At 70.2% G+C, this 24,429-nt stretch carries 20 protein-coding genes; 8 read left to right on the top strand and 12 right to left on the bottom strand.

All coding sequences use genetic code 11. From position 1 onward, the window contains the following. Positions 1-102 precede the first annotated feature (102 nt). From KV106_RS25260 to KV106_RS25245, 4 genes are all read left to right on the top strand, one after another. Positions 103-3,702 carry an ABC transporter ATP-binding protein/permease gene (locus KV106_RS25260; RefSeq protein ID WP_261213184.1) on the top strand — a complete coding sequence of 1,200 codons (3,600 nt, stop codon included), beginning with the start codon at positions 103-105 and terminating at the stop codon, positions 3,700-3,702. A gap of 140 nt (positions 3,703-3,842) precedes the next feature. After that, complete coding sequence (locus tag KV106_RS25255) at positions 3,843-5,042, top strand: NAD-dependent formate dehydrogenase (protein WP_039262297.1); 1,200 nt, start codon at positions 3,843-3,845, stop codon at positions 5,040-5,042. Between the two features lie 6 nt (positions 5,043-5,048). After that, positions 5,049-5,555, top strand: coding sequence for an HPP family protein (locus KV106_RS25250; protein ID WP_261213181.1), 507 nt, complete (start codon positions 5,049-5,051; stop codon positions 5,553-5,555). 138 nt (positions 5,556-5,693) lie between these two features. After that, positions 5,694-7,130, top strand: a complete 1,437-nt coding sequence (locus KV106_RS25245; RefSeq protein WP_057589816.1) for an aldehyde dehydrogenase family protein — start codon at positions 5,694-5,696, stop codon at positions 7,128-7,130. A 157-nt stretch (positions 7,131-7,287) separates the two neighbouring features. Here KV106_RS25245 and KV106_RS25240 read toward each other — a convergent pair whose 3' ends face one another. The 5 genes from KV106_RS25240 to KV106_RS25220 all read right to left on the bottom strand — a co-directional run bounded on the left by KV106_RS25240 (position 7,288) and on the right by KV106_RS25220 (position 13,746). Beyond that, complete coding sequence (locus KV106_RS25240; protein ID WP_261213178.1) at positions 7,288-7,989, bottom strand: TonB family protein; 702 nt, start codon at positions 7,987-7,989, stop codon at positions 7,288-7,290. Further along, positions 7,986-8,345, bottom strand: a complete 360-nt coding sequence (locus KV106_RS25235; RefSeq protein WP_261213176.1) for an ExbD/TolR family protein — start codon at positions 8,343-8,345, stop codon at positions 7,986-7,988. The genes KV106_RS25240 and KV106_RS25235 overlap by 4 nt, the downstream gene beginning before the upstream one ends. A 4-nt stretch (positions 8,346-8,349) precedes the next feature. Next, positions 8,350-8,790: a TonB-system energizer ExbB gene (exbB, locus tag KV106_RS25230; RefSeq protein WP_057589813.1), complete on the bottom strand. Its 441-nt coding sequence runs from the start codon at positions 8,788-8,790 to the stop codon at positions 8,350-8,352. A gap of 21 nt (positions 8,791-8,811) precedes the next feature. Further along, positions 8,812-10,536, bottom strand: a complete 1,725-nt coding sequence (locus tag KV106_RS25225) for a ShlB/FhaC/HecB family hemolysin secretion/activation protein (protein ID WP_261213172.1) — start codon at positions 10,534-10,536, stop codon at positions 8,812-8,814. Positions 10,537-10,608: 72 nt separating this feature from the next. Next, positions 10,609-13,746, bottom strand: a complete 3,138-nt coding sequence (locus KV106_RS25220; protein WP_261213171.1) for a GLUG motif-containing protein — start codon at positions 13,744-13,746, stop codon at positions 10,609-10,611. 296 nt (positions 13,747-14,042) lie between these two features. Here KV106_RS25220 and KV106_RS25215 point away from each other — a divergent pair, with 296 nt between their 5' ends. The 3 genes from KV106_RS25215 (at position 14,043) to KV106_RS25205 (ending at position 16,210) form a co-directional block, all read left to right on the top strand. Next, positions 14,043-14,924, top strand: coding sequence for a substrate-binding domain-containing protein (locus KV106_RS25215; protein WP_172705309.1), 882 nt, complete (start codon positions 14,043-14,045; stop codon positions 14,922-14,924). 91 nt (positions 14,925-15,015) lie between these two features. Then, positions 15,016-15,696: an aminopeptidase P family protein gene (locus KV106_RS25210; RefSeq protein WP_261213169.1), complete on the top strand. Its 681-nt coding sequence runs from the start codon at positions 15,016-15,018 to the stop codon at positions 15,694-15,696. A gap of 13 nt (positions 15,697-15,709) precedes the next feature. After that, on the top strand, positions 15,710-16,210 hold the full coding sequence (locus tag KV106_RS25205; protein ID WP_261213167.1) for a guanylate cyclase: 501 nt from the start codon (positions 15,710-15,712) through the stop codon (positions 16,208-16,210). A gap of 1 nt (position 16,211) precedes the next feature. On the opposite strand, the gene KV106_RS25200 is transcribed toward KV106_RS25205, so the two are convergent. From KV106_RS25200 to KV106_RS25170, 7 genes are all read right to left on the bottom strand, one after another. Further along, positions 16,212-18,047, bottom strand: coding sequence for a cytochrome c biogenesis protein DipZ (locus tag KV106_RS25200; RefSeq protein WP_261213166.1), 1,836 nt, complete (start codon positions 18,045-18,047; stop codon positions 16,212-16,214). Between the two features lie 30 nt (positions 18,048-18,077). Beyond that, positions 18,078-18,590, bottom strand: a complete 513-nt coding sequence (gene msrB / locus KV106_RS25195) for a peptide-methionine (R)-S-oxide reductase MsrB (RefSeq protein WP_261213165.1) — start codon at positions 18,588-18,590, stop codon at positions 18,078-18,080. Positions 18,591-18,762: 172 nt separating this feature from the next. Further along, the gene (locus KV106_RS25190; RefSeq protein ID WP_261213163.1) at positions 18,763-19,587 is read right to left on the bottom strand and encodes an anti-sigma factor family protein; all 825 of its coding nucleotides are present in this window, start codon (positions 19,585-19,587) and stop codon (positions 18,763-18,765) included. Further along, positions 19,584-20,147, bottom strand: coding sequence for an RNA polymerase sigma factor (locus tag KV106_RS25185; protein WP_057593069.1), 564 nt, complete (start codon positions 20,145-20,147; stop codon positions 19,584-19,586). The genes KV106_RS25190 and KV106_RS25185 overlap by 4 nt, the downstream gene beginning before the upstream one ends. A 40-nt stretch (positions 20,148-20,187) precedes the next feature. Beyond that, positions 20,188-21,675 (bottom strand): YncE family protein, encoded by a 1,488-nt coding sequence (locus KV106_RS25180; protein ID WP_261213160.1) that lies wholly within the window; start codon positions 21,673-21,675, stop codon positions 20,188-20,190. Between the two features lie 39 nt (positions 21,676-21,714). Then, on the bottom strand, positions 21,715-22,050 hold the full coding sequence (locus tag KV106_RS25175) for a DUF305 domain-containing protein (RefSeq protein ID WP_261213313.1): 336 nt from the start codon (positions 22,048-22,050) through the stop codon (positions 21,715-21,717). Between the two features lie 190 nt (positions 22,051-22,240). Continuing rightward, positions 22,241-23,194, bottom strand: coding sequence for a LysR family transcriptional regulator (locus tag KV106_RS25170; protein WP_261213158.1), 954 nt, complete (start codon positions 23,192-23,194; stop codon positions 22,241-22,243). Positions 23,195-23,279: 85 nt separating this feature from the next. On the opposite strand from KV106_RS25170, the gene KV106_RS25165 reads away from it, so the two are divergent. Continuing rightward, entirely contained in the window at positions 23,280-24,404 is a 1,125-nt protein-coding gene (locus tag KV106_RS25165) for a YeiH family protein (RefSeq protein WP_261213156.1), read from the top strand. The last annotated feature ends 25 nt before the right edge of the window (positions 24,405-24,429 follow it).

Raw genomic sequence — 24,429 nt, 5'->3', positions numbered from 1 at the left:
GGGTGCAATCTATCTCAACCCAGGATTGAAAAACCATCGCTTTCGCCGCCCCGCGCGATGCATGACGATGACGGCCCGACAGGAAGAACTGATCGCACCACCATGTATTTCGATATTCGGCTTTGGCAATTGACAGCGGGCCTGCGCCTGCAGATGGCGGGCGGCATCCTGCTCGGCCTGCTGGCGCTGGCGGCCGGCATCGCGCGCTACGTGTTCCTCGGCCAGTTGCTGGCACGCGTGTTCGACGGCGCGCCCTACGGCGACTGGATCGCACCGGCCGCCTGCGTGGGCGCGATGGTGCTGCTGCGCGCACTGTTCGACCATCTGCGCACGGTGCAGGCCAACCGCGCCTCGGCCGAGGTGCAGCAGGCGCTGCGCGCACGGCTCTACGACCGCATCGTGGCACTGGGCCCGGCCTGGTTCGCCAACCAGCGCACCGGCGGCGTGATGCTGACGGTGGTCGATGGCGTGGAGCAGTTGCAGACCTTCTTCGGCCAGTACCTGCCGCAGGTCGTGATCGCGGCCGCGGCGCCGTTCGCCATCTTCGCGGTCATCGCCTTCTGGGACCTGCCGACCGCGCTCGTCTTCCTGGCCGCGGCGCTGTTCGCGCTGCTCGGGCCGATGGCCGTCCACATGCTCGACAGCCGCGCGAGCCTGGCGCGCACGCGCTCGCTCAACGAATTCGGCGAGGAGTTCCTCGATGCGATGCAGGGCTTGCCCACGCTGAAGGCCTACGGCCAGGGCAAGGCCTGGGGCGAGCGGCTGGCGGCCCGCGCGCACAAGCTCTCGGACAACACCTTCTGGGTGCTGTCGGTGAGCCTGCTGACGCGCGGCATCAGCGACCTCGGCGTGGCACTCGGTGCCGCGCTGGCGCTCACGGTGGGCGCCTGGCGCGTGACGGCCGGCGACATGAGCGTGGAAGCCCTGCTGATCGTGCTGATGGCCGGCACCGAGATCTTCCGTCCGCTGCGCGAGCTGCGCTCCGTGCTGCACCGGGGCATGCTGGGGCAATCGGCCGCGGCGAGCATCCATGCGCTGATGGATGCGCAAGCACCGACGGCCTCGCCTGAAACGACGCCGAACGCCGCCGGGCCCGCGCATCTCGCGCCCACCATCGAATTCGACGCCGTGGCCTTCTCCTATTCGCCGCAGCGCGCGGCCCACCAGGGCCTGTCGTTCCGCATCACGGCCGGCGAACGCGTGGGCATCGTGGGCCCGAGCGGGGCCGGCAAGTCCACCATCGTGCGGCTGCTGCTGCGCGAGTTCGTGCCGCAATCGGGCACGGTGCGCGTCGGCGGCCACGACGTCAACGGCCTGGCCACGCAGACCCTGCTGGGCCACATGGCGCTGGTGAGCCAGGACATCACGCTGTTCCACGGCACGCTCGACGACAACCTGCGCCTGGGCCGGCCCGATGCCACCCACGAGCAGGTGCGCGCCGCGGCGCGGGCCGCCAACATCGACGACTTCATCATGGCGCTGCCGCAGGGCTACGCCACCCAGGTCGGCGAGCGCGGCCTGCAGCTCTCGGGCGGCCAGCGCCAGCGCGTGGCGATCGCGCGTGCCCTGCTGCGCGACGCGCCGATCCTGATCCTCGACGAGGCGCTGTCCTCGGTCGACACCGAGAACGAGGCGCTGATCCAGCAGGCGCTGGACCGCCTGATGGTCGGGCGCACCACGCTGATCCTCGCGCACCGGCTGGCCAGCATCATCGGCGCCGACCGCTGCCTGGTGCTCGATCAGGGGCGCGTGGTCGAGGAGGGCCGCCATGCGGTGCTGATGCAGCGGCAGGGCCTCTACCACCGCCTGATGCACGAACAGGCCGTGGGCCTGGCCGGCGCGGCGCCCGCGCCTGTCGATGCGCAGGCCGCATCGGTGCGGCGCATTGCCGCGGAAGAGGAGGGCGATCGCGGCCCCGCGCTGCGCCCGCTCGATGCCGATGCCGAGAAGGTCGGCTGGAAGGCCACGCTCGCCACCTTGCTGTCGGTGGTGCGGCCCTGGCGCGGCACGCTGATCGCCACCATCGTGTTGGGCGTGGCGCGTGTCGCGGCCTTCATCGGCGTCGGCGTGCTCAGCGCGCTGGTGGTGGCCGCGATCCGCGACGGCCGCGACACCTCGGCGCTGATCGTCGGCCTGCTGGTCGCGGCGCCGCTGGCCGCGCTGTTCCACTGGCTCGAGTCGTGGCTGGCCCATGCCATGGCCTACCAGCTGCTGGCCGACATGCGCGTGAAGCTCTACGACAAGCTCGAGCGACTGGCGCCGGCCTACCTGCTGCAGCGCCGTTCGGGCGACCTGGTCGCGCTCGCCACGCACGACGTGGAGATGGTCGAGTACTTCTACGCCCACACCATCGCGCCGGCCATCGTCTCGGTGCTGGTGCCGCTGTCGGTGCTGGGTTTCCTCGCGCTCTACAGCTGGCCCGTGGCGCTGGCGCTGCTGCCGTTCCTCGCCTATGCGCTGGTGTCGCCGATACGGGGCCGCCGCCAGGTCGATGCGCTCGGCGACCGCGCCCGCCATGCGCTGGGCGAGATGAGCGCCCATACCGCCGAGACCATCCAGGGCCTGGCCGACCTGACCGCCTTCCAGGCCACGGGCCGCCGCCGCGCGCAGTTCCTCGAGGTGGCGGACCGCAGCCGCGCGCGGCGCCTGGACATCCTGAACGACCTGTCGCGCCAGACCGCGTGGTTCGAGATCGCGATGGGCCTGGGCGGCCTGGCCGTGGCCGTGGTCGGCGCGCTGCAGGTCGCGAGCGGTGCCTTGCCGGCCGGCATGTTGCCGCTGCTGGTGCTGATCGCGCTCGCCACCTTCCTGCCGGTGTCGGAGATCTCGCAGGTCAGCCGCCAGCTGGCCGACACCATCGCGGCCACGCGCCGCCTGCACGTGGTCGAGAACGAGCCCGAGCCCGTGGTCGACGGCCCGCTGCCGCCGCCGGCCGCGGGCCGCGGCCTGTCGCTGGCCTTCGAGCGCGTCTGCTTCGCCTATCCGGGCAAGGCGCAGGACACCCTGCACGAGCTCGGCTTCGAGGTGCCGGCCGGCGCCACCGTGGCCGTGGTCGGCGCCTCGGGCGCCGGCAAGAGCACCGTGGCCAGCCTGCTGCTGCGCTTCTGGGATCCGCGCCAGGGCCGCGTGAAGCTCGACGGCGTGGACGTGCGCGAGCTGCGGCTCGACGGCCTGCGCGAACGCGTCGCGCTGGTGTCGCAGGACACCTACCTGTTCAACGACACGCTCGAGGCCAACATCCGCCTGGCGCGCCCCGATGCCAGCGGCGAGGAACTGGCGCTCGCGCTCGACCGCGCCGCGCTGACGGACTTCGTGCGCACGCTGCCCGAGGGCCTGGCCACGCGCGTCGGCGAACGCGGGATGCAGTTGTCGGGCGGCCAGCGCCAGCGCATCTCGATCGCGCGCGCCTTCCTCAAGAACGCGCCGGTGCTGATCCTCGACGAGGCCACCTCGCACCTGGACACGCTGTCGGAGCTGCAGGTGCGCGGCGCGCTCGATGCGCTGATGCGGCACCGGACCACGCTCGTGATCGCGCACCGGCTGTCGACCATCCGCGACGCCGACCTGATCCTGGTGCTGGAGCACGGCACGCTGGCGGAGGCCGGCACGCACGACGAGCTGCTGCGCCGGCAGGGGGTGTATGCGAAGCTGGCGAGCCACCAGGGCGCGAGTGCCGAACCATCGCAACGGGCGCGGGCATGAGGGTGCGCGGTCCGGCCCGCGGCGGGCTTCATAAGCCGCGCCTATCGCCCCATCCGATCAAACGATTGGCCTGAAATCGCGCGCTGCGAAACCATCTCCTCCGTGCAGCGATGTGCTGCCGCATCAACCAGGAGATGACTTTGGCCAAGATTGTTTGCGTGCTCTACGACGACCCCGTGACGGGCTATCCCACCACCTACGCCCGCGACGACCTGCCGCACCTGGAGCGCTATCCCGATGGACAGACGCTGCCCACGCCGCGGCGCATCGACTTCCAGCCCGGCACCCTGCTGGGCAGCGTCTCGGGCGAGCTGGGCCTGCGCAAGTACCTCGAGGCCAACGGCCACCAGCTCGTGGTCACCTCGAGCAAGGACGGCGCGGACAGCGTGCTCGACCGCGAGCTGCACGACGCCGAGATCGTGATCTCGCAGCCCTTCTGGCCCGCCTACATGACGGCCGAGCGCATCGCGAAGGCACCCAAGCTCAAGATGATCGTGACCGCGGGCATCGGCTCCGACCATACCGACCTGCAGGCCGCGATCGACCGCGGCATCACGGTGGCCGAGGTCACCTACTGCAACAGCAACAGCGTGGCCGAGCACGTGGTGATGATGACGCTGGGCCTGGTGCGCAACTACATCCCTTCGTACAACTGGGTGGTCAAGGGCGGCTGGAACATCGCCGACTGCGTGGCGCGCTCCTACGACCTCGAGGGCATGCAGGTGGGCACAGTGGCCGCGGGCCGCATCGGGCTGCGCGTGCTGCGGCTGCTCAAGCCCTTCGACGTGAAGCTGCACTACCTCGACCGCCACCGTCTGCCCGAGTCGGTCGAGAAGGAGCTCAACCTCACGCACCACACCAGCCTCGAGAGCCTGACCAAGGTCTGCGACGTGGTGACGCTGAACTGCCCGCTGCACCCGGAGACCGAGCACATGATCAATGCCGACAGCCTGAAGAAGTTCAAGCGCGGCGCCTACCTGATCAACACGGCGCGCGGCAAGCTGTGCGACCGCGACGCGATCGCCTCGGCGCTCGAGAGCGGCCAGCTCGCGGGCTATGCGGGCGACGTGTGGTTCCCGCAGCCCGCGCCGGCCGACCATCCGTGGCGCACGATGCCGCACCACGGCATGACGCCGCACATCTCGGGCACCAGCCTGTCGGCGCAGTCGCGTTATGCGGCCGGCACGCGCGAGATCCTCGAGTGCTACTTCGAGAACCGGCCGATTCGCAACGAGTACCTGATCGTGCAGGGCGGCCAGCTCGCGGGCGTGGGCGCGCATTCGTACAGCGCGGGCAATGCCACCGGCGGCTCGGAAGAAGCCGCGCGCTTCAAGAAGTAGCACCTCGTGCTCTCGACGACCGCGGCGCCTCGCAAGGAGGCAGGCGCGCCGCGGCGCGACCGGATCGCCAGCATCCTGCTGGCGGGCCTGGGCGCGTTCGTGGCGCTGGCAACGGTGGGCGCGCTGGCTGCGACCACGCACGACGCCTGGGTGATCGGTTCGTTCGGCGCCAGTTGCGTGCTGCTGTTCGGGTTTCCCGATGTGCCGTTCTCCCGTGCGAAGAACGTGATCGGCGGCCACCTGCTGTCCTCGGCGGTCGGCCTGCTGTTCCTGCACCTGCTGGGGCCGGGCTGGTGGGCCATGGCCGCGGCCGGCGCCTGCGCGGCGATGCTGATGATGGCCACCGACACGGTGCACCCGCCGGCCGGCAGCAACCCGGTCATCATCTTCCTGAGCCAGCCGGGCTGGGACTTCCTCGTGCTGCCGACCCTGGCCGGCGCCTGCGTGCTGGTGCTGCTGAGCCGGCTGTACCGCTTCGCGATCCGCTGCCGGGCCGCGAGACGGGCTGCGTGACCGCCTCGGGCGGTCGCCCGCCCGAGGCAGTGTTTCGAAATGGAACAACCGGCCTTTTCACCGCGCGGGCGCCGCACCCGATGTATTCTGGCAAGCACAACGCAATCCTGCGACAACGGCTCATCAGGAGACACCGGCATGCGCGACTACCTGCAGTTCTATATCGACGGCCATTGGGTCGACCCCGCCACGGCAAAGAGCATCGACGTGATCAACCCCGCGACCGAGAAGCCGGCCGGCCGCATCTCGATGGGTTCGGCCGCCGATGTCGATCGCGCGGTGCGCGCCGCTCGCGCCGCCTTCGGCGACTATTCGCGGACCAGCGTGCAGGAGCGCATCGCGCTGCTCGAGCGCATCGTGGCCGAATACAAGAAGCGCTATGCCGACATGGCGGCGGCCATCACCGAGGAGATGGGCGCGCCCGCCGCACTGGCCAGGGACGCCCAGGCCGCCATGGGCCTGGCGCACCTGCAGACCGCGCTCGAAGTCCTGAAGACCTACAGGTTCGACGAGGCGCGCGGCACCACCCTGCTGGTCAGGGAGCCGATCGGCGTGTGCGGCTTCATCACGCCCTGGAACTGGCCCGTCAACCAGATCGCCTGCAAGGTGGCGCCGGCGCTCGCGGTGGGCTGCACGATGGTGCTCAAGCCCTCGGAGATCGCGCCGTTCTCGGCGGTGATCTGGACCGAGATCCTGGATGCGGCCCAGGTGCCCGCCGGGGTCTTCAATCTCGTCAATGGCGACGGGCCGACCGTGGGCGCCGCGATCTCCAGCCATCCGGAAGTCGACATGGTGTCGTTCACGGGCTCCACGCGCGCCGGCATCGAGGTGGCGCGCAACGCGGCCCCCACCGTCAAGCGCGTGCACCAGGAGCTCGGCGGCAAGTCGCCGAACATCATCCTCGAGGACGCGGACTTCAAGCGCGCCGTGACGGCCGGCGTGCGCGGCGTGATGGGCAACTCGGGGCAGTCCTGCAATGCGCCCACGCGCATGCTGGTGCCCAATGCGCGCATGGCCGAGGCCCTGGCCATCGCGAAGGAAGCGGCGGAGGCCACCACGGTCGGCGATCCCGCCAGCGGCGCGGCCCTCGGCCCGGTGGTTTCGGCCGCGCAATGGGACAAGATCCAGACCTTGATCCAGAAGGGCATCGACGAAGGCGCCACGGTGGTGGCCGGCGGTCCCGGCAAGCCCGCGGGCCTGGAGACCGGCTACTACGTCAAGCCCACGGTGCTGGCCCAGGTGAACAACCAGATGACGGTGGCGCGCGAGGAGATCTTCGGCCCCGTGCTGACGATCCTCGGCTACGACACGGTCGAGCAGGCCATCGAGATCGGCAACGACACGCCCTACGGGCTCGCGGCCTACGTGTCGGGCACGGACCCCGAAGCGACGCGAAAGGTCGCTGCGCGCCTGCGCGCCGGACAGGTGAACATCAACAGCGCGGCCCTGGACCTGAGCGCACCGTTCGGCGGCTTCAAGCAGTCCGGCAACGGGCGCGAATGGGGCGATCACGCGTTCGGCGAATTCCTCGAGGTCAAGGCCATGCTCGGCTTCGCGCCGAAGGCCGCGGCCTGAGTCTGCAGTACCCGGCACACCTGCCCGCGGCATCCACGTGCACAGGGCAGCGGGTGCTTCCCGCAGCGAAATCAAGGAGGAGGCCGAAGGCCGGGGGACATTCGCGGAGGGAAGTACCCGCTGTCCTGTGCACGCGCCCCGAACAGCAGGCCGAACCTCACTGCCGTTCCTGAACGAACCCGATGGCGATCGCCACCTCCATCCGCCGCGGCGGCTTCTCGAACGGCGCGCCGGCCTGCGCCGCCCGCATGGCGCTCTCGTCGAGCACCGGGTAACCGCTGCTCTTCGCCACCGCGAGCGAGCCCGACAGGATGTTGCCTTCCTCGGTCAGCGTGAAGCGGATCGTCGGCGCGCCGACATAGCCGGCCTCGCGCGCCTCGGCCGGATAGACGAGCTTGCCCTGGATCGCCTTGCGCAGGCCCGCGAGGTACTTGCGCAGGGCATCGGCGCCGTCGTCGCGCGCGCGCACGGTCTGCTGCATGCGCTCTTCCTCGGCGGCATTCGCGACCGGCGGCGGCGCGGCCACGGGCGCCTGCGTCGGCGGCTCCGGCGGGGCGCGCACGGGTTCCTCGACGCGCGCCACCTGCACCGGGCTCGGTGCGGCCTGGCGCGGCGCCGGTGCCCGCTCGCGTGTCTCCTTGCGCGCCACCGGCTTCGGCTGCGGCGCCGCAGGAGGAGGCTCGGCCGGCCGCGCCACCTGCTGCTGCTCGACCTGGCGGTTGCTCACCATGCCCAGCAGGTCGACCACCAGCTGCTCGCGCGGTGGTGGCGATGCCTCGGGCCGCGCGCGCACCAGCCACGGCAGCACCAGCGCCGCGTGCAGCAGCACCGAGAGGCCGAGACCGATGGCGAACCTCATCGCGGCGCCGGCTCCGTCTGCACCGCCACCTTGGCGAAGCCCAGCTGCTTGAGCACATCGGCCACGTCGATGAAGCGCTGCAGCTGCACCGTGCGGTCGGCGCGCAGCAGGAAGGGCGTCTGCTTGTCCATCGCGGCGAGCCGGGTCTTGAGCGCGTCGGCATTCAGGGCCTCGCCGCCGAAGTGGATGGTGCCCGCCGCATCGATCACGATGGTCTGCGTTTGCGAGGTGTCCGAAGGGCTCGCGCTGGCCTGCGGCAGGTTGACCGGAATCCGCCCGCTCGCGATGAAGCTCGAGGTCGTCAGCACGATGGTGAGCAGCACCAGCATGATGTCGACGAAGGGGAGCATGTTCATGCTGTCAATCGGCTTTTCGGTCACGCGCGATCTCCCATTCGAGGATCAACACCTGCACCTTGCGCAGCAGCGTGTTGTAGAGCACCACCGACACCAGCGCCACCCCCAGGCCCACGGCCGTGGCCTTCAGCGCGAGCGCGAGGCCGACCATGATCTTCCCGGTGTCGATGGAGGCGTCCTGCCCCATGTTGTAGAAGGTCAGCATGATCCCGAACACCGTGCCCAGCAGGCCCAGGTAGGGCGCGTTGCTCGCCACCGAGGCGATGACGAAGAGCTTGCGCGTGAGCAGCAGCTCGAGCGACTTGATGTCGCGGATCGCGTGCGTGTCGATGCGGCTGTAGAGCCAGGCGCGTTCGATGCCGATCGCGACGACGAAGACGCTCAGCACCACCAGCAGTCCGATGACGCCGTAGTCGATGGCGCCGGCGAGCCAGTTCATGTTCATTCCGTGGTCCTCCTCGATGCTTCAGAACAGCACGCCGGCCTGCACCAGCACGCGCGTGCGGCCCTCGCGCGCAATCTCCTGCGGGCGTGACCCGATGGCGCGCGCGACCTGCAGCCGCCCGAACAGCGCGCCGTAGCGCGCCTGGTAGCCGATGCCCACGTCCGACAGGCGCACGCCGTTGCGCGTCGTGTAGTCGGCGTTCTGCAGCCAGGCGCGGCCGAGATCGGCGAAGACGCCCACCGAATGCGTGAGCCCCTCGGGCGCCGGCAGCGCATAACGCACTTCGGCATTGAGCAGGTAGCCGTTGTCGCCGCTCACCCACTCGCGGTACGCCTTCACGCCGTTGGGGCCCGAGATGCTCATCTGCTCGCTGCCATCGAGGTTCTTGTTGCGCAGCGCCTTCTGCAGGCTCAGCGCGCTGCTCGCGGTCCAGCCCTTGGCGAATTCCACGTTGGCGGCGAGCCGCAGGTTCAGGTGCGCGAAGTCGCCGGCCGTGTTGGCGCCGGCCCGGTTGAGCGCCGCCTGCGCGGGGTTGTCGATGTCGAGGTGGCCGTAGCTGAATCCGGCGACGACGCTGGTGTAGCCCGGCCGGCCCAGCAGATCGCCCCAGCGCTCGTGCTGCACGGCGAAGGTCGCGACCCGGGTGGTCTTGCGGTCGACGCTCTCGACGGCACCCACCTCGTCGCGCAGATGGCGCTGCGCGAGGTTCAGGCTCAGCGACAGGTTCTGCGCGCGGCTGCGCAGCAGCGGATAGCTCAAGGTGGCTTCGACCGTGCGCGCCCGTCCCCTGGCCTCGAGGTCCTCGTAGTCGCCGCCCAGGTGGTAGGTGGTGCGCGCGGCGGCCAGCTCCAGGCGCAGGCCGCTCGCGGTCAGCGGAAAGCCGTAGGCCACGCGGCCGTTGTCGAGGCCGCCGCCCTCGGTGCCCATCAGATTGAGGCTCAGCCGGTCGGCGATGCCGAAGGGCGAGTTGATGTCGAGCCCCGCGCTCAGGCGGTTCTTGCCCGTGTAGAGCGAGCCCTGGTTGTCGCCCAGTACATAGCCGCTGAAGCGCTTGCGCTCGCCCACCTCGACATCGAAGTCCGAAGTGCCCGGGGCTTCGCCGGGAGAGATCGTGAGGCGGGGCAGGGTGGCGCCGGGCATGTCGCCGACCAGCAGCATCGCGCGCTCGAGCTGCGCGCGCGAGACCGGCTGGCCCGCCTGCAAGGGCGCGAACGCATCGGCCACGGTCGCGTCGTGCACCAGCGAGCGGTTCTTGAGCGTGAGCTTGCCGTAGCTGCCGATCAGGACCCGGACCGTCAGCGTGCCGGCGCTCGCGTCCTGCCGCGGCACATAGGCGCGCGCCACGAGGTAGCCGCGGTCGCGCAGCAGCGCCGTGATCCGGCCCGCGGCCTGCTCGATCTCGGCCATCGACAGCGCGCGGCCGCGGTAGGGATCGAGCGCGGCCCGCAGCTCGGCGGGCGGAATCTCGTCGGCGCCCTCGACCTTGAAGTCGCGCACCGTCAGCGTCTCGCCGGCCGGCAGGGCGAGCGGCCGCTCGGGCTGCTCCACGATCACCGGCGCGGGCGGTTGGCGCGGGGTGCCCAGCGGACGCGGCGGCTGGGCTTCGCGCAGCGCATCGCCGCTGCCGTAATTGGGGATGGGCGCCACCTGGGCATGGCCACTGGTGGCGAGCGAGCAGAGCACGGAGAAGGCGGCGAGCGCGGGATGCGCCCGGCGTGAGGACGAGACGGGACGAAGGGGGTTCATGTCGCAACGGGAACGAAAAGGAGAAGGGGGGAGGCGGGACCGGCCATGCCGTCCCGCCGCGGGGCGGCGATGTCAGCGCGGCGGCGCCGCGGGCGCCTTGGCGCCTTCGTCCTCGAGTTCGAACACCTTGCCGTCGATCTCGATGCGTTCCACGTTGGCGGAGAAGCTGCGCCGATCGGCGAAGACGATGTTGTCGGCCAGTGCCGCGGCCCGTTGCGTGAATCCCGCTGTCGTCTGGGTCGCGGGGCGTTCCGGTTGGCGCTGGGCCTCCGAGGTTGCGGCGGCCGCGAGACGCGAACCCGTTTGCGCGCGTTCCTGCAGCGCCGCCGCGCGCGCGGCGGCCTGCGCGGCGGCGACGGCGGCCGCCTGCGCTTCGGCGGCGGCCTGTGCCGCGGCCTCGCTCGATGCTCGGGCGGCCGCCTCCGCCGCGGCTTGCGCTGCCGCGGCCGCGCGGGCCGCCGCCTCGGCCGCGGCCTGGGCCGCTGCTTCGGCCGCCGCATCGCGGTAGGTGCTGTTGGTGATGGTGCCCGAACCCGTGTTGTTCCCGATCAGGCGACCCGTGGTGTCGTTGCCGTGGATGACCGACCCGGTGGCGTGCGAGTTGTCGATGTCGCCGCCCTGCATGCGGCCCACCAGTCCGCCGGTGAAGTCGTAGTCGGCGCCGCCCGTCACGTTGCCGCTGGCACGCGAGTCGAGGATCGAGCCACCGTCCATCTGCCCGACCAGGCCACCGGCCGCGTAGGAGCCGAACACGTTGCCGCTCGAAAAGGAATCCGTGATGAGGCCCGCGTTGCCGCCGACCAGGCCGCCCGCGATCTCGCCCCTGACGTTGCCCGTGGCATGCGAGCCGAAGATGGTGCCGCTGTTCGAGCCGACCAGGCCGCCCACGCCCGCGCTGACCGGCCCGCCGTTGACGTCGCCCGTGGCATAGGAATTGGTGATGCTCGCATCGGGCCCTCCGTTGCTGCCGACCAGCCCGCCCGCCGAAGCACCCGAGGCCGTGACGGTGCCGCTGGCATGCGATCCCGAGATGGTGCTGCCGTTGTTCCAGCCGACCAGGCCTCCGATGTTCTGGGAAGCGTTGCTCGCGCCGCCTGTCACGTTGCCGCTGGCGTAGGAGTCGACGATGCGTGCCCCGCCGAGGTTCTGCCCGGCCAGGCCACCGACGTTGGAGTCGCCGCCCGTCACGTTGCCCGTGGCGTAGCTGTTGGTCACGGACGCGGTAGCGCCGCTGTTGATGCCGACGAGGCCGCCGACGGAGCTCGCGTTGTCCGACACCGACACGTTGCCCGTGGCGTGGGAGTCCTCGATCGCGCCGTTGAGATTGCCGCCGACCAGTCCGCCGATGTTTCCGTTGAGCAGGCCGGTGCTGGTGTCGGTGACCACCGAGACGTCTCCGGTGGCGCTGGAGCGAAGAATCTTGTAGGTCGCGCCGAAGTTCCTGCCCACCAGTCCGCCGATGTAGCTGAAGCCCCCCGCGTAGCGTGTCGATGCCGTCACGGCAGCGGTCGAAAAGGAGTCCGAGACGATGCCGTTGCCGACGATGAACTCCCCGGTTTCGAGGTTGAAGCCGCTCCCGTTGTAGCCCACCAGGCCACCCACGTTGACGACGCCCTGCACCTTTCCGGTGACGTAGGCGCGGCTGATGGCGCCGCCGAAGTTCTCCCCGACCAGTCCGCCGACCCGGCCATAGCCGCTGACGTCGACGCCGAGCAGGCCGATGTCGCGGATCGCGCTGCCGACCTGCGCCGTGCCGACCAGTCCGACCGGCGTCTGCAGATAGTCGTCGTGCACCGGCTCGATGATCCTCAGGTTGCTGATGGTGTGGCCCAGGCCCGCCAGCGTGCCCGACAGCGAAGACACGACGGCGCTGCCGTAGGTCTTGCCCGCCGCATCGAGATTGCCCGCGAGCGCATAGCGGCCCGCCGCCACACCGCCCGCATCGTCGATCTTTTCCAGGTCACTCATGCTGTGGATCAGCGTGTAGGCCTGCCCGTTCATCGCGAGCGTCGCGTCGGCACCGCTCAGCGTGACCGACGCGCCCTGGCCCCCATCGATGCGGTAGTCGCCGCCGTAGTTCAGCTTCAGCCCCGCGCGCGCGCCCGTCGCCGCGATCGGCGCATCGATGCGCACGTCGTTGGCCGCGGTCAGCGTGAGCGCGGTGTTGGCCGACCAGTTCACGGCCTGTTCGATGTACAGATGGCCATCGGCGCCGTTCCCGCCCGTCGATGAGATCGCCACGTTGTTGCGGCCCAGCTGCCTGCCGAGCTGGGCACCGCCGATGTTCGCGCCAGCGCCGACGGTGAAGGCACCCGAAGCCAGCGTCCATGTGCCGGTGTCGCCGTTCGCGGCCTGGGTCGTGACAACGGCGTCGTCCGACACGCGCACGCTGCGGCCCGAGGTCTCGACGGTTCCGCCGCCGACGGTCGCGGGCGAGGAGGCATCGAGCGTTCCGCCCACGTCGACCGTGCCGCCATCGGCGCGCAAGGCGATGCGGCCCTTGAGATCGTCCATCGTGCGCGCCTGCACGATGCCGGTGTTGTTGACCTGGCTGCCCAGCAGATCGTCGGCCGCCTTCGCTGTCAGGATCACCGTGCCGCCGTCGGCCTGGATCGCGCCCTTGTTCTCGACCAGCGCGCCGAGCGTGCCTTCGTCGATGCTGAGGCTCACCAGCGAATCGCCATTGAAGTTGAGGCTGATCTTCTCGCCGCTGCCCAGCGCCACCGTGCCCTTGGTGGCGACGATCACGCCCTGGTTCGACACCGAGCGCCCGAGCAGCGCGACATAGCCGCCCTGGGCCGCGGTGAGCGTGCCCATGTTGATGACCGAGCCGCTGCCGCCATTGCCGCGGAAAACGAAGCGCCCGGCATTGAAGTCCGCGTCGCTGATGTCCAGCGTGCTGGCCACGAGGCCGGCCGTGTTCACGCTGCTGCCACGGGTGAAAAGCACGCCATTGGAATTGACCAGGAAGACCTTGCCATTGGCATTGAGCGCGCCCTCGATCACGCTGCGTTCATTGCCCACGACGCGGTTGAGCGTGATCGCCGAGGCATTGGGCTGGTTGAAATTGACGGTTTCGCCGGCGGCGATGCCGAAGCCCTGCCAGTTGATGCTCGCGCGCTGCGTGCTCTGGTCGATCCGCGTCACGCTGCCCATCTGGCCGATGGTGGCACTGCCGCTGGTGACCGTGCCGCCCTGCGGCGCGGCCATTCCCGGGAATGAATAAGAACAAAGCAACGCGTAAATCGCCGCGCATACTTTCGAATTCAATTCGAAGTGGGGTCTTCTGGATTTTTTCGTGAGTCGCTTCATTCGTTCACCTGTCTCGTTATATTTCTGAGAGTATAGCGTCCGTGATTTTTTTGGCGCAATAGAACGTTTTTAGCTCGCATATGACATCAATTCGATGTTCATGCATTACTCGAATGCTATGCAACCTATATGCAGCTCTATATAGCGCTAAAGACTCACGGACAACCATTCATTCAATTCTTCGAGGAGATAACGTGAAAAGACTTCCGGTCAAGAAAATTGCATTGAGCGTGTCGGCATCGGTGCTGATGCTGGGTACATCCGCCACCTGGGCGCAGTCGATCACCGTGGCGGTGGCCGCGAATTTCCAGGGCGCGATGGTCCAGCTCGTCAATGCCTTCGGTGCCTCGGGCCTGCCGTTCTCGGGCAGCAGCTTCACCGTGACCTATGGCGCGACGGGCGATTTCCAGACGGCGATCAACACCGCGCTGGCCACGCCCGGCGGCACCACGCCCTACGACCTGTTCTTCGCGGCCGACGACACCACGCCGGCCGCCCTGCGCACCGGCCATCCCACCGTGGTGCAGGTGCCGTTTCGCTATGCCGAGGGCAAGTTGATCCTGTGGTCCAAGTACGGTCCGAACGTGAGCACCAGCGGTTCGAGCGGCTTCACCAATCCCGCGAGCTACGCCTACGCGAACGGCCAGGTCGCGATCGCCAACCCGGTCACCGCGCCGTACGGCACCGCCGCGCAGCAGGTGCTGAGCCGCGTCAACGCCATCACCTACCCGGGCGGTGCCTACGACGCCAAGTTCGCGCAGTACACGACCATCGGCACCACCTACACGGCGGTGAATGCGAGCACCAGCGCCACGACCTATCCCAATGTCGGCTTCGTCGCCAAGTCCCAGCTGTGCGACAGCAGCACCGGCGCCATCCGCACGCCGCTGACCGGCACCTACTTCGAGTACACGCCGGCCACGGTCAACGGCAACCCGCCGCATGACCGCCTGCTGCAGGACGCCGTGGCGATCCGCGGCCGCGCGGGCTCGACCAACGCCGCGGTCGACGCCTTCATCGCCTACGTGGGCAGCACGGCCGGTCGCGCGATCATCCTGAAGAACTGCTACATCTAGGGCAGGAGCATCGCCGGCGGGGTTCGATCGGGCATCGCTGTATTTTGTAAGATACAGCGATTGCCCCGATCCAGGCAGACGGATACCGCCGATGACCATGATGCTTCCCGAATTGCTCCGATCCGCCGTCACCGAGGCGGGGTTGCCGTTGGCGGCCCTGCGGCGCGCACGCTCGCTGTCGCAGCGCGCGGTCCGGCAGATCGCGTCCGGCATCCGGCCCGGCATGACGCATGCGCAGGCCACGGCCCTGGCGGCGACGACGCTGCAGGCGCTGGAGATGGAGCGCAACTGGCATCCGGTCGCGATCCGCTTCGGCGAGGACACGCTCAAGACCGCCAGGGACGCATCCGACCCGGGCCGCGTGCTCGGCGAACAGGACATCTTCTTCATCGACATCGGCCCCGTGTGGGAAGGCCACGAGGGCGACGCCGGCGAGACCTTCGTGGTCGGCGGGGATCCCCAGATGGAGGACTGCGCGAGAACCGTGCGAGCGATCTGGCATGAAGTGGGTTCGCGCCTGCGCACCGAGGGCCTCGATGGCGAGACGCTGTATGCGTACGCGACGCAGCGTGCGCAGGCGAGGGGATGGCGCCTCAACCTGGGCCTCCACGGGCACCGTGTCGGCGACTTCCCGCCTGCGATTCCCGCGGCCGGGCGCGATCCGGGACTCTGGGTGCTGGAGATCCAGATCGCGCATCCGACGCGCCCGTTCGGCGCGTTCTACAAGGACCTGCTCATCGCGGACGAAGTGGTGCACGAAGCCATCTGCTAGCGCGGCCCGCCCGATGACGTCCACCCTTCCCACGCCCCCGAGGCGGCGACTCGAAGCCAGCGCGGACACGGTCCTGTCGCTGATCCAGGCGCAGGCCTTCGAACACGCGCTGCGGGCGTTGAATGCGGCGGTTCCGCACCGCTTCACCGCCATCTTCAAGCTGCAGGGCGACGAGGTCAGGAACGTGCTGCTGATCGACAAGCTCGGGCAGCCCCGGCCCGAACGCTTCGCCGTCTTCCCGCTCGCGGACAGCTTCTGCCGGTTCGTGCTGCGCGACGCCTTCCTTCATGTCGAGGACTCCACCCGGGAGGCCCTGCTGGACGGCAGTCCCTACCAGGGCGTGATCCGCGCCTACCACGCCGTCGCGTTGACGCTGCTCGATGCGCGGGTGGTCGGGACGCTGAGCCACTTCGACACCGTGCCGCGCAAGCTCGACGACGGGCATTTCGGCCTGCTCGTGCTAGCCGCCCGCGCGCTTCCCGAATACCTGGTGGACGCGGACATCTGGGACTGATTCAGCCGAAGGTGAAGGCGAAGGCCTCCACGCCCGGATCGAGGAACTCGATCTCGAAGCGCCGGTCGGCCACCGCGCCGCGCTGGCGCACCAGCTGGTAGAGACGCTGGCCGTCGACCACGCCCTTGCCCTGCGCGTCGATGTCGATGCCGTGGTCCTCGCCCGGCGGCTTGCCGTCGATGGTCACCTTGATGCGCACGGGATGTCCCGGCGCCGTCGATCCGAGCACCAGGTGCAGGTCGCGCGCATGGAAGCGGTAGGCGATGCGCCCCCGCGCCTTGTCGAGCACCGCGCTTTGCCCGCCCACGGTCCAGTTGCCGCCGAGCGCCCACTGGTTGGCCTCGAGCCGGGACGGTGCCGTGTAGGCGTGCGCCTTGCCACGGACCGGACCACCGGGCGAGACGAAGTTCTCGGCGCGTTCGTAGCCGATGTAGGTCTCGGGCGATCTCACGTTCGCGCTGTCCGCCGCGGCCTGCGCACCCTGCGCCTCGACCTGGACGAGGCCGCCCGGCATCGTGCCCCGGCCCGCTTCGGCCAGCAGCTGCCGGATCACCTGCTCCGACTCGTCGTAGGCACCTTCGCCGAAGTGGTGATGGCGGATGCGTCCCCGCGCGTCGATGAAGTAGTGCGCGGGCCAGTACTCGTTCTTGAAGGCGCGCCAGATCGCATAGTCGTTGTCGACCGCCACCGGGTAGTCGAGCTTCAGGTCCTTCACGGCCTTGCGCACGTTGTCGAGCTTCTTCTCGAACGCGAACTCCGGTGCATGCACGCCGATCACCACCAGGCCCTCGTCCTTGTACTTCTCGGCCCAGGCGCGCACGTAGGGCAGGGCGCGCAGGCAGTTGATGCACGAGTAGGTCCAGAAGTCGACCAGCACCACCTTGCCGCGCAGGGCCTCCATGCTCAGCGGCGGCGAGTTGAGCCATTGCACGGCGCCGTCGAGCGAGGGGGCGGGACCTTCGGCCGGCAGCGCCGAGGCGGATGTGCCTTCGGCTCGCATCGCGGCGTTCGCGGCCATCATCGCGTTGGAGCCCGCCATCATCACGGTGGAATCGGGCCCGGTCGTCGCCAGCGGCGCTTCATCGCCGGACGGCGCGGCCTCCCTGGGCCGCACCCTGTCGATCAGCGCCTGCTCGACCGACGAGGTGCCCGCCAGCGAGAGCTGCGCCAGCACACCGGTGTCCAGCCCCAGCGCGATCGCCGCCACGCCGCACAGCAGGGCCGCGCCGATGCCGCGGCGGATCCATTCGCCCGCGCCCAGCGACTGCTTCATGGCCTTGAACAGGCGCCCGCCCACCAGCAGCGCGCCGGCCAGCGAGGTGGCGGCGCCCGCCGCATAGGCCAGCAGCAGCAGCGAGGTCCGGACGCTGGCACCGCCGAGCGCGGCGCCGGTCAGCACCAGCCCGAGGATCGGACCCGCGCAGGGCGCCCACAGCAGGCCCGTGGCGACGCCGAGCAGCAGGGAGGTGCCGAAGGCGGAGCGCGGCGCGCCGTCAGCGCCGGCCTCGGCCGAGGCGGACAGCCGCTCGCCCCAGCCCACGAGCGGCCGCGCGAGCCGCTCGGACAGCCCCGGCAGCAGCAGCGCCAGGCCGAACAGCGCCATCAGCACGATCGCGACCATGCGCCCGTACTGGTTCGCCTGCACGGCCCAGCCGCCGCCGACCGCGGCGAGCGAGGCCACGCCGGCGAAGGTCAGCGCCATGCCGATCAGCAGCGGCAGCCCGTTGCTCATGAACGGCCGGTCGCCGCGCGCGAACACGAAGGGCAGCACCGGCAGGATGCAGGGGCTCAGGATGGTCAGGACCCCGCCCAGGTAGGCGACGACGAACAGCAGCATGGTGGAGGGCCAGGGTGCGGGGAATCGGGATCAGGCGGCGCCGGGCGCGAACTTCATCGCCAGGCCGTTCATGCAATAGCGCAGGCCCGTGGGCTTGGGGCCATCGTCGAACACATGGCCCAGGTGGCCGCCGCAACGGCGGCAGTGCACCGAGGTGCGCGTCATGCCGAAGGAGCTGTCGCTCTTCTCGCCGACGGCATTCGGCAGCGGCTGCCAGAAGCTGGGCCACCCGGTCTTGCTGTCGAACTTCGTCTTCGAGGAGAAGAGCTCCAGCGCGCAGCCCGCGCAGGCGAAGCGGCCCTCCCGGTGTTCGTCCTTGAGCGGGCTGCTGTAGGGCCGCTCGGTCCCGTCCTGCCGCAGCACCGCGTACTGGTTCGGCGTGAGCAGCTTGCGCCATTCGGCGTCGGTTCGGGTGACCTCGAACTTGGCCGGTTCCGCGGCGTGCGTGGCGCCGGAGTGCCAGCCCCAGGCAGCGGCCACCGCGGCCGCCAGTGTCGAGGCCGAGGCCCCGAGGAAGAAACGACGATCCGGACGATGGGTCATGACAACTCCTGGACGATGAGCGGCGGACGCCGCCCTCGATATGTACTCGTGAATATAACGAAGCAGATGCGGGGCGCCAGGTTGGCGCAACGCCGCCGCTTCGAACGCTAGTTCGGTTGCCAGGGGCAAATGGTTACGCCCCCGGGTATCCACTTCGCCCGGCCGCCCGGGCCTACCCCTTGAGTTCTTCGCCGATCTGGCGCCGCATCTCGTCGGCCAGCGGATGCAGCACGTTCGCCTCGTTCGCCCCCACCACGCCATAGCCCAGCCCGCGGTCGGCCCAGGCATAGCCCGCGTGCGGGCCGTCGATCCGCTTCATGGTCGGCGTGTCCTGGTCGACGGCCATCGGCCGCACCATCAGCGCGAGCCGCGTGGCCCGCGCATCCTGGTAGATGAAGAGGCCGGCCGGGCCGTGCTCGGTCATGACCAGGCGGCCGCCCACGAAGCCGTAGCCCGCGGCCGCGAGATCGGGGATCGCGACCTGGCGTCCCAGGCGCGACGAGACCCAGCCGACGAGCTCCGCGCGCTGCGCGGGACCCATCTCCACGGGCCGGCTGGCGTCGGAGGCATAGGTCTCGTAGCCGCGCGCCGCTTCGCGCCCCAGCGCGAAGATGCCGCCGGCCTCGTTCGCCTGCACCCCGCGCAGCGACCATCCCGCGCCGCCGCCCACGCCGAGCGCGAGCACCAGCGCCGCGGCCATGCCCCACGGCCATCGGCGCGAAGGCGTGCGCCCGACATCGCGCGCCTGCCGGTCGTGCTCCGCCACCATGCGCGCGAGATTGAGCGACGGCGGCAGCGGCTCCTCGGCGATGGGCGCCAGCGCCTCGCGCAGTTCGCGCCGGTGCCGCGCATGGGCCTCGACCTCGCGTGCCGCCTCGGCATGCTGCCGCAGGTAGTCCCGCACCTGGGCATGGCGGCGCGGGTCGAGCACGCCGTCGACGTAGGCATGCAGGTCTTCTTCGAGGATGGGGCGGGCGTCGGGTGGATCGACGTTCATTTGAGTCTCCGCAGGTGGGGGCGTGCCGAATGCTCGGCATGCGACGGATCGGCCGGTGGCATGGCCTCGACGCCGTCGAGCATGCGATGCAGCCGCTGGCGCGCGCGGGCCAGGCGCGACATGACGGTGCCCACCGGAATGCCGAGCGCCGCGGCGGCTTCGGCATAGGACAGGTCCTCCACGGCGACCAGCAGCAGCACCGCGCGCTGGTCTTCCGAGAGTCCGTCGATCGCGCGCATCAGCTCGTGATGCCGCACGCGATGCTCCTGCTGCGCGGGCATGCCCAGCGCCTCTTCGTCGATCTTGTCGATCTCGTCGATGGCCAGGTGCAGGCCGCGGCGCGACTGCTGGCGCATGCGCTGCACCGCGAGGTTGTGCAGGATCGCGAAGACCCAGGACCGCGTGTCCTCGGCCTCGCGCCGCTGGGCCCAGCGCGCGATCACGCGCTCCAGGCAGTCCTGCACCAGTTCGTCGGCCGATTCGCGGTCCCGCAGCAGCGCGCGCGCATAGCGCCGCAGGGCGGGAATCATCGGCTCGACGAGCAGGATCAGGTCGCTCATGGATGCGCGTGGCGGTGGATCGCGAAAGGGCCCGGCACCATCAGAGGTCCTGGACCTGCACCGGGGCCGCGGGCTTGCCGCCGACCTGCGGCGCGATCACCAGGTAGCGCCGAGTATCGCCCGCGGCGCCGTCCTTCACCTGCTGGCGGATCGGTCCGATGGCATTCACGATGGCGGCGCCCGCCGGGTTGGTCATGAAGCTGGCGAGCGGCTGCAGCGTGCCGCTGCCGTCGGGCTTGTCGGCCAGCGCGAGCACATAGGGCTGCTTCGGCTCCAGGCCGGTGGCCGAAGCCTGCAGCACCTGCAGCAGGCCCTGGTCGAAGAGGGCCACGCTGGTGGGCGCGCCAGCCGCGGCCGCCTGCCTGCGCGGCCCGGCCGCCACCAGCGAGAGGTGGGCGACCTGGCCCGCCAGTCCCGGCGGCTGCAGGCCCTGCATGCCGTCGCCCGCATCGGCCGGCACCGCGTTCGGCACATAGGCGATCGCCTGCGGCGCCTGGCCGATGGGCACGTTCGCGACCACGGTGTGGGTGGCCGTGTCGATCGCGGCCAGCGCATCGGCGTTCTCGAGTCCCACGTAGATGCGTTTGCCGTCGCCCGAGGGCCACACGCCGTGCGGCAGCTTGCCGACGGGAATGGTCGCGACCTGCGAGAAGTCGTCGGTGCGGAACACCTTGACCTGGTTGAGGCCGCCCACGGTCACGTAGGCGAAGCTGCCCTTGGCGGTGGTGGCGAAGTTGACGTGGTTGGTGATCGGCCCCGTGTCGAAGGCCTTGATCGGCGCGAACGGCGGCTTCGCATCGAACACCATCGTGCGGCCGATGTCCTTGAGCGTGAGCCAGACCTGCTTGCCGTCGGGCGTGGCGGCGATATTGGGGCAGAACGGGCTGTCCTGCTTCATGCGGCCCACGACCTGCTTGCTGGCCGTGTCGATCACCACGGTCTCGGGATTGAACGAGGAGCAGATGTAGCCGTACTTGCCGTCGGGCGAGAAGATCTGCATGCCCGGGCCGTTGGGCGTGGCGATGCGCGTCTTCTCCTCGAAGGTGGCGGCGTCGAGCACCGCCACATGGCTCTCGCCGCGCACCGTGACCCACACCTCCTTGCCGTCGGGCGTGTAGAAGGCCTCGTGCGGCGAGCGGCCCACGTAGGTGGTGTGCTTCACCGCATTGGTCGCGGTGTCGATGAAGCTCACCGAGTTCGAGCCGATCGACACCACCGCGAGCGTGCGGTGGTCGGGCGAGAAGCCCATGCCGTGCACCAGCACCTGGCCGCGGTACAGCGGACTGAAGTTGCCGGGCGCCGGATCGCCGAGGCGGATCACGCCCAGCAGCCTGTTGTCGACGGGATCGGTGACCGACACCGTGTTGGAGAACTGCTCGGCCGCGTACACGCGGTCGCGGTGGCTCATGGGGATGTCGGCCTCGGCGGCGGCGCGCGGCGCCTGGCCGGCCTGCGCGCAGGCGGCCGAGGCCAGCAGCGCGAGGGCCGTCAGCCAGCGGGGGAAGCGGGGGGAGGGGCGGTTCTTCATGCGTGCTCCAGGAAAAAGATGGCGTGGGCCCGGCGTCCCTCAGGGACGAACGGGCTGCGTGGGTGCGGGCGTGGAAGGCGGCAGCGGCTGGTCGAGCGCCAGGCGCATGGCGGCGATCTCCTGCTGCTGCTCGACGATGATTTCCTGCGCGATGCGGCGCAACTGCTCGTTGCCGCCGTGGCGCAGCTCGGCCTGCGCCATGTCGATCGCGCCCTGGTGGTGCGCGATCATCATCTCGGCGAAGTCGCGGTCGACGTTGCCCGAGGGCTTGATGTCCATGCCGGCCATCATCCGGGCCATGGCCGCGTCGTTCTCGGCGGCGAATCCCGCCTGCGCCGGGTCGCGGGAGCTGCAGACGTCCATCAGCCGGGCCATCAGGCCGGCATCGCCCGCCATGCCGGGCGATGGCCCGCGCAGGGCGCCGAAGGCGGCCGCCGCGCCCGCGAGGGCCACGGCGCCGAAGGCCAGGACGCGGGTGCGCCGCGGTCGGAAGGAAGGGGTCGTCTGCATCGTTCGTCCTCGAAGAAGAGGGGCTGTTGCAGACGTAGACGCCGCCGCGGGCGGCTTATTCCATGCGATGCGATATTTCTTCGGGCCCGCCTTCGGCCATCTCCGACGCCACGCAGTGCGCCACGAAACGCTGCAGGTTGCCCGACAGCCGCTTGCGGGCGTGGTGCACGAGGTAGAAACGGCGCGCGAGTTTCGGCAGATCGGTCTTCAGCACGACCAGGCGGCCCAGCGTGACCAGGTCCTCGACCGCGCAGCGCGACAGGCAGGCCAGGCCCAGGCCCTCGACCGCGGCCTGCTTGATCGCCTCGGTGCTGCCGAACTGCATCTCCTCGCGCAGATGGTGCAGCTTCGGCAGCAGGGCCTGCTCGACGGTCTCGCGCGTGCCCGAGCCGACTTCGCGCAGCAGCCAGGACGCCTGGCGCAAGGCCTCGAGCGGCACGCCCGCGCCGCTCCCCGCGGGCGGCGGCGCGCTCGAGGGCGCGCAGACGATCACGAGCTCGTCCTCGAGCCAGGGCTGCACGCGCAGGTCCGGTTCGTGGCAGGGCCCTTCGATCAGGCCGATGTCCACGTCGAGCCGCGCCACGGCCGCCGCGACCTCGCGCGTGTTGCCGATCCGCACGTCCACGCTGACGGCCGGCCAGGTGCGCCGGTAGCTCGCCACCAGCGCGGGCAGCAGGTAGTTGCCGATCGTGGTGCTGGCGCCGACCCGCAGCCGGATCGCCGGTGCCTCCACGGTGCCGCCCACCGGCCCCATGCCGAACTGGGCCTCGATGTCCTGGACGTCGTCGAGCGCCGCTCGCGCGCGCGGCAGCAGTGCCCGCCCCACGTCGTTGAGCACCAGCCGCTTGCCGACCCGGTCGAACAGCCGGGAGGACAGCAGCCCCTCGAGTTCGTTGAGCGCGCCGCTGATGGCGGACTGGGACAGCGCGATGCGGGCCCCGGCCGCCGTCGTGGTGCCCGTTTCCGCGACGGCGATGAAGATCTGGAGTTGACGCAAGGTCAGGCGCATGGGCCTCTTTATATCTGTTCGACAGATTGTTTATAGCGAAACTATCTGTTTGCCGGTTATGCAAGCGGCGGCCAAAGTTCGCTTCATGCCTCCCGAAGCCGACCTCCTGGCGCGTTCCGCCAGCACCGCATCTCCCCCGTCGCATTCCGCCGCGAGCACCGGCAGTCCGCCCTGGCGCGCCTGGCTGCCCGGCCTGGCGTTGACCGCCGCCATCGCGGCGCTCGCGATGCAACTGGGTCGGCAGGACTGGTTCCAGGCCCGCGGCATCAGCGCCCTCACGCTCGCGATCGTGCTGGGCATGCTGGTCGGCAACACGGTCTACGGGCGTGTCGCGCCTGTCGCCGCCGCCGGCGTGGGGCTCTCCAAGACCCGCCTGCTGCGGCTGGGCATCGTCCTGTACGGCGTGCGGCTGACCTTCCAGGACATCGGCAACGTGGGCTGGGCCGGCTTCGCGATCGACGCGCTGGTGCTGTGCAGCACCTTCGGCATCGCCTGCGTCCTCGGCACGCGCGTCTTCGGCCTCGACCCGAAGACCGCCATGCTGATCGGCGCCGGCAGCTCGATCTGCGGCGCCGCCGCGGTGATGGCCACCGAGCCCGTGGTGCGCGGGAAGGCGGAGCAGGTCGCCGTGGCCGTGGCGACGGTCGTCGTGTTCGGCACCGTGGCCATCTTCCTCTACCCGATGCTCTACCGGCTCGAAGCCGTGCATGCCCTGGTGCCGATGACGCAGTCCGGCTACGGGCTGTTCGTCGGCTCGACGGTCCACGAGGTGGCGCAGGTCGTGGCCGCCGGACGGGCCGTCGGCGAGCAGGCCGCCGACACGGCCGTGATCGCGAAGATGGTCCGCGTCATGATGCTGGCGCCGTTCCTCATCGTCCTCTCGGCGTGGCTCTCGCGCCGCCCGGGCGGGTCCGACATGGCCGGCACCCAGGGCACGGGCGGCATCGTCATTCCGTGGTTCGCGCTCGGCTTCGTCGCGGTGGCCGGTTTCAACTCGCTCGCGCTGCTGCCGCCCGCGGCCATCGACCGGATCGTCGACATCGACACGGTCCTGCTCTCGATGGCCATGGCCGGCCTCGGCCTCACGACCCACGTGTCGGCGATCCGCAAGGCGGGCGCCAGGCCCCTGGCGCTGGCGGCGCTCCTGTTCGCCTGGCTCGTGGTCGGCGGCCTCGCGATCAACGCGGGCGTGGCACGGCTCTGGAGCTGAGCCGCGGCGCGGCGCGCTTCCGAAG

The organism is Variovorax endophyticus (assembly GCF_025376855.1).
Taxonomy (GTDB): Bacteria; Pseudomonadota; Gammaproteobacteria; order Burkholderiales; family Burkholderiaceae_C; genus Variovorax.
This window is presented reverse-complemented; position numbering and strand designations above follow the sequence as displayed.

Coding starts and splice junctions, on each gene's coding strand:
- KV106_RS25185 (WP_057593069.1), bottom strand. CDS start 20,147: ATGAGCGACCTGATCCTGCTCGTCGAGCCGATGATTCCCGCCCTGCGG.
- KV106_RS25225 (WP_261213172.1), bottom strand. CDS start 10,536: ATGAACCCCCTTCGTCCCGTCTCGTCCTCACGCCGGGCGCATCCCGCG.
- KV106_RS25200 (WP_261213166.1), bottom strand. CDS start 18,047: ATGCTGCTGTTCGTCGTCGCCTACCTGGGCGGGGTCCTGACCATCCTG.
- KV106_RS25175 (WP_261213313.1), bottom strand. CDS start 22,050: ATGGCCCGGCTGATGGACGTCTGCAGCTCCCGCGACCCGGCGCAGGCG.
- KV106_RS25260 (WP_261213184.1), top strand. CDS start 103: ATGTATTTCGATATTCGGCTTTGGCAATTGACAGCGGGCCTGCGCCTG.
- exbB (WP_057589813.1), bottom strand. CDS start 8,790: ATGAACATGAACTGGCTCGCCGGCGCCATCGACTACGGCGTCATCGGA.
- msrB (WP_261213165.1), bottom strand. CDS start 18,590: ATGACCCATCGTCCGGATCGTCGTTTCTTCCTCGGGGCCTCGGCCTCG.
- KV106_RS25190 (WP_261213163.1), bottom strand. CDS start 19,587: ATGAACGTCGATCCACCCGACGCCCGCCCCATCCTCGAAGAAGACCTG.
- KV106_RS25235 (WP_261213176.1), bottom strand. CDS start 8,345: ATGAACATGCTCCCCTTCGTCGACATCATGCTGGTGCTGCTCACCATC.
- KV106_RS25180 (WP_261213160.1), bottom strand. CDS start 21,675: ATGAAGAACCGCCCCTCCCCCCGCTTCCCCCGCTGGCTGACGGCCCTC.
- KV106_RS25170 (WP_261213158.1), bottom strand. CDS start 23,194: ATGCGCCTGACCTTGCGTCAACTCCAGATCTTCATCGCCGTCGCGGAA.
- KV106_RS25220 (WP_261213171.1), bottom strand. CDS start 13,746: ATGGCCGCGCCGCAGGGCGGCACGGTCACCAGCGGCAGTGCCACCATC.
- KV106_RS25245 (WP_057589816.1), top strand. CDS start 5,694: ATGCGCGACTACCTGCAGTTCTATATCGACGGCCATTGGGTCGACCCC.
- KV106_RS25205 (WP_261213167.1), top strand. CDS start 15,710: ATGACGTCCACCCTTCCCACGCCCCCGAGGCGGCGACTCGAAGCCAGC.
- KV106_RS25240 (WP_261213178.1), bottom strand. CDS start 7,989: ATGAGGTTCGCCATCGGTCTCGGCCTCTCGGTGCTGCTGCACGCGGCG.
- KV106_RS25210 (WP_261213169.1), top strand. CDS start 15,016: ATGACCATGATGCTTCCCGAATTGCTCCGATCCGCCGTCACCGAGGCG.
- KV106_RS25165 (WP_261213156.1), top strand. CDS start 23,280: ATGCCTCCCGAAGCCGACCTCCTGGCGCGTTCCGCCAGCACCGCATCT.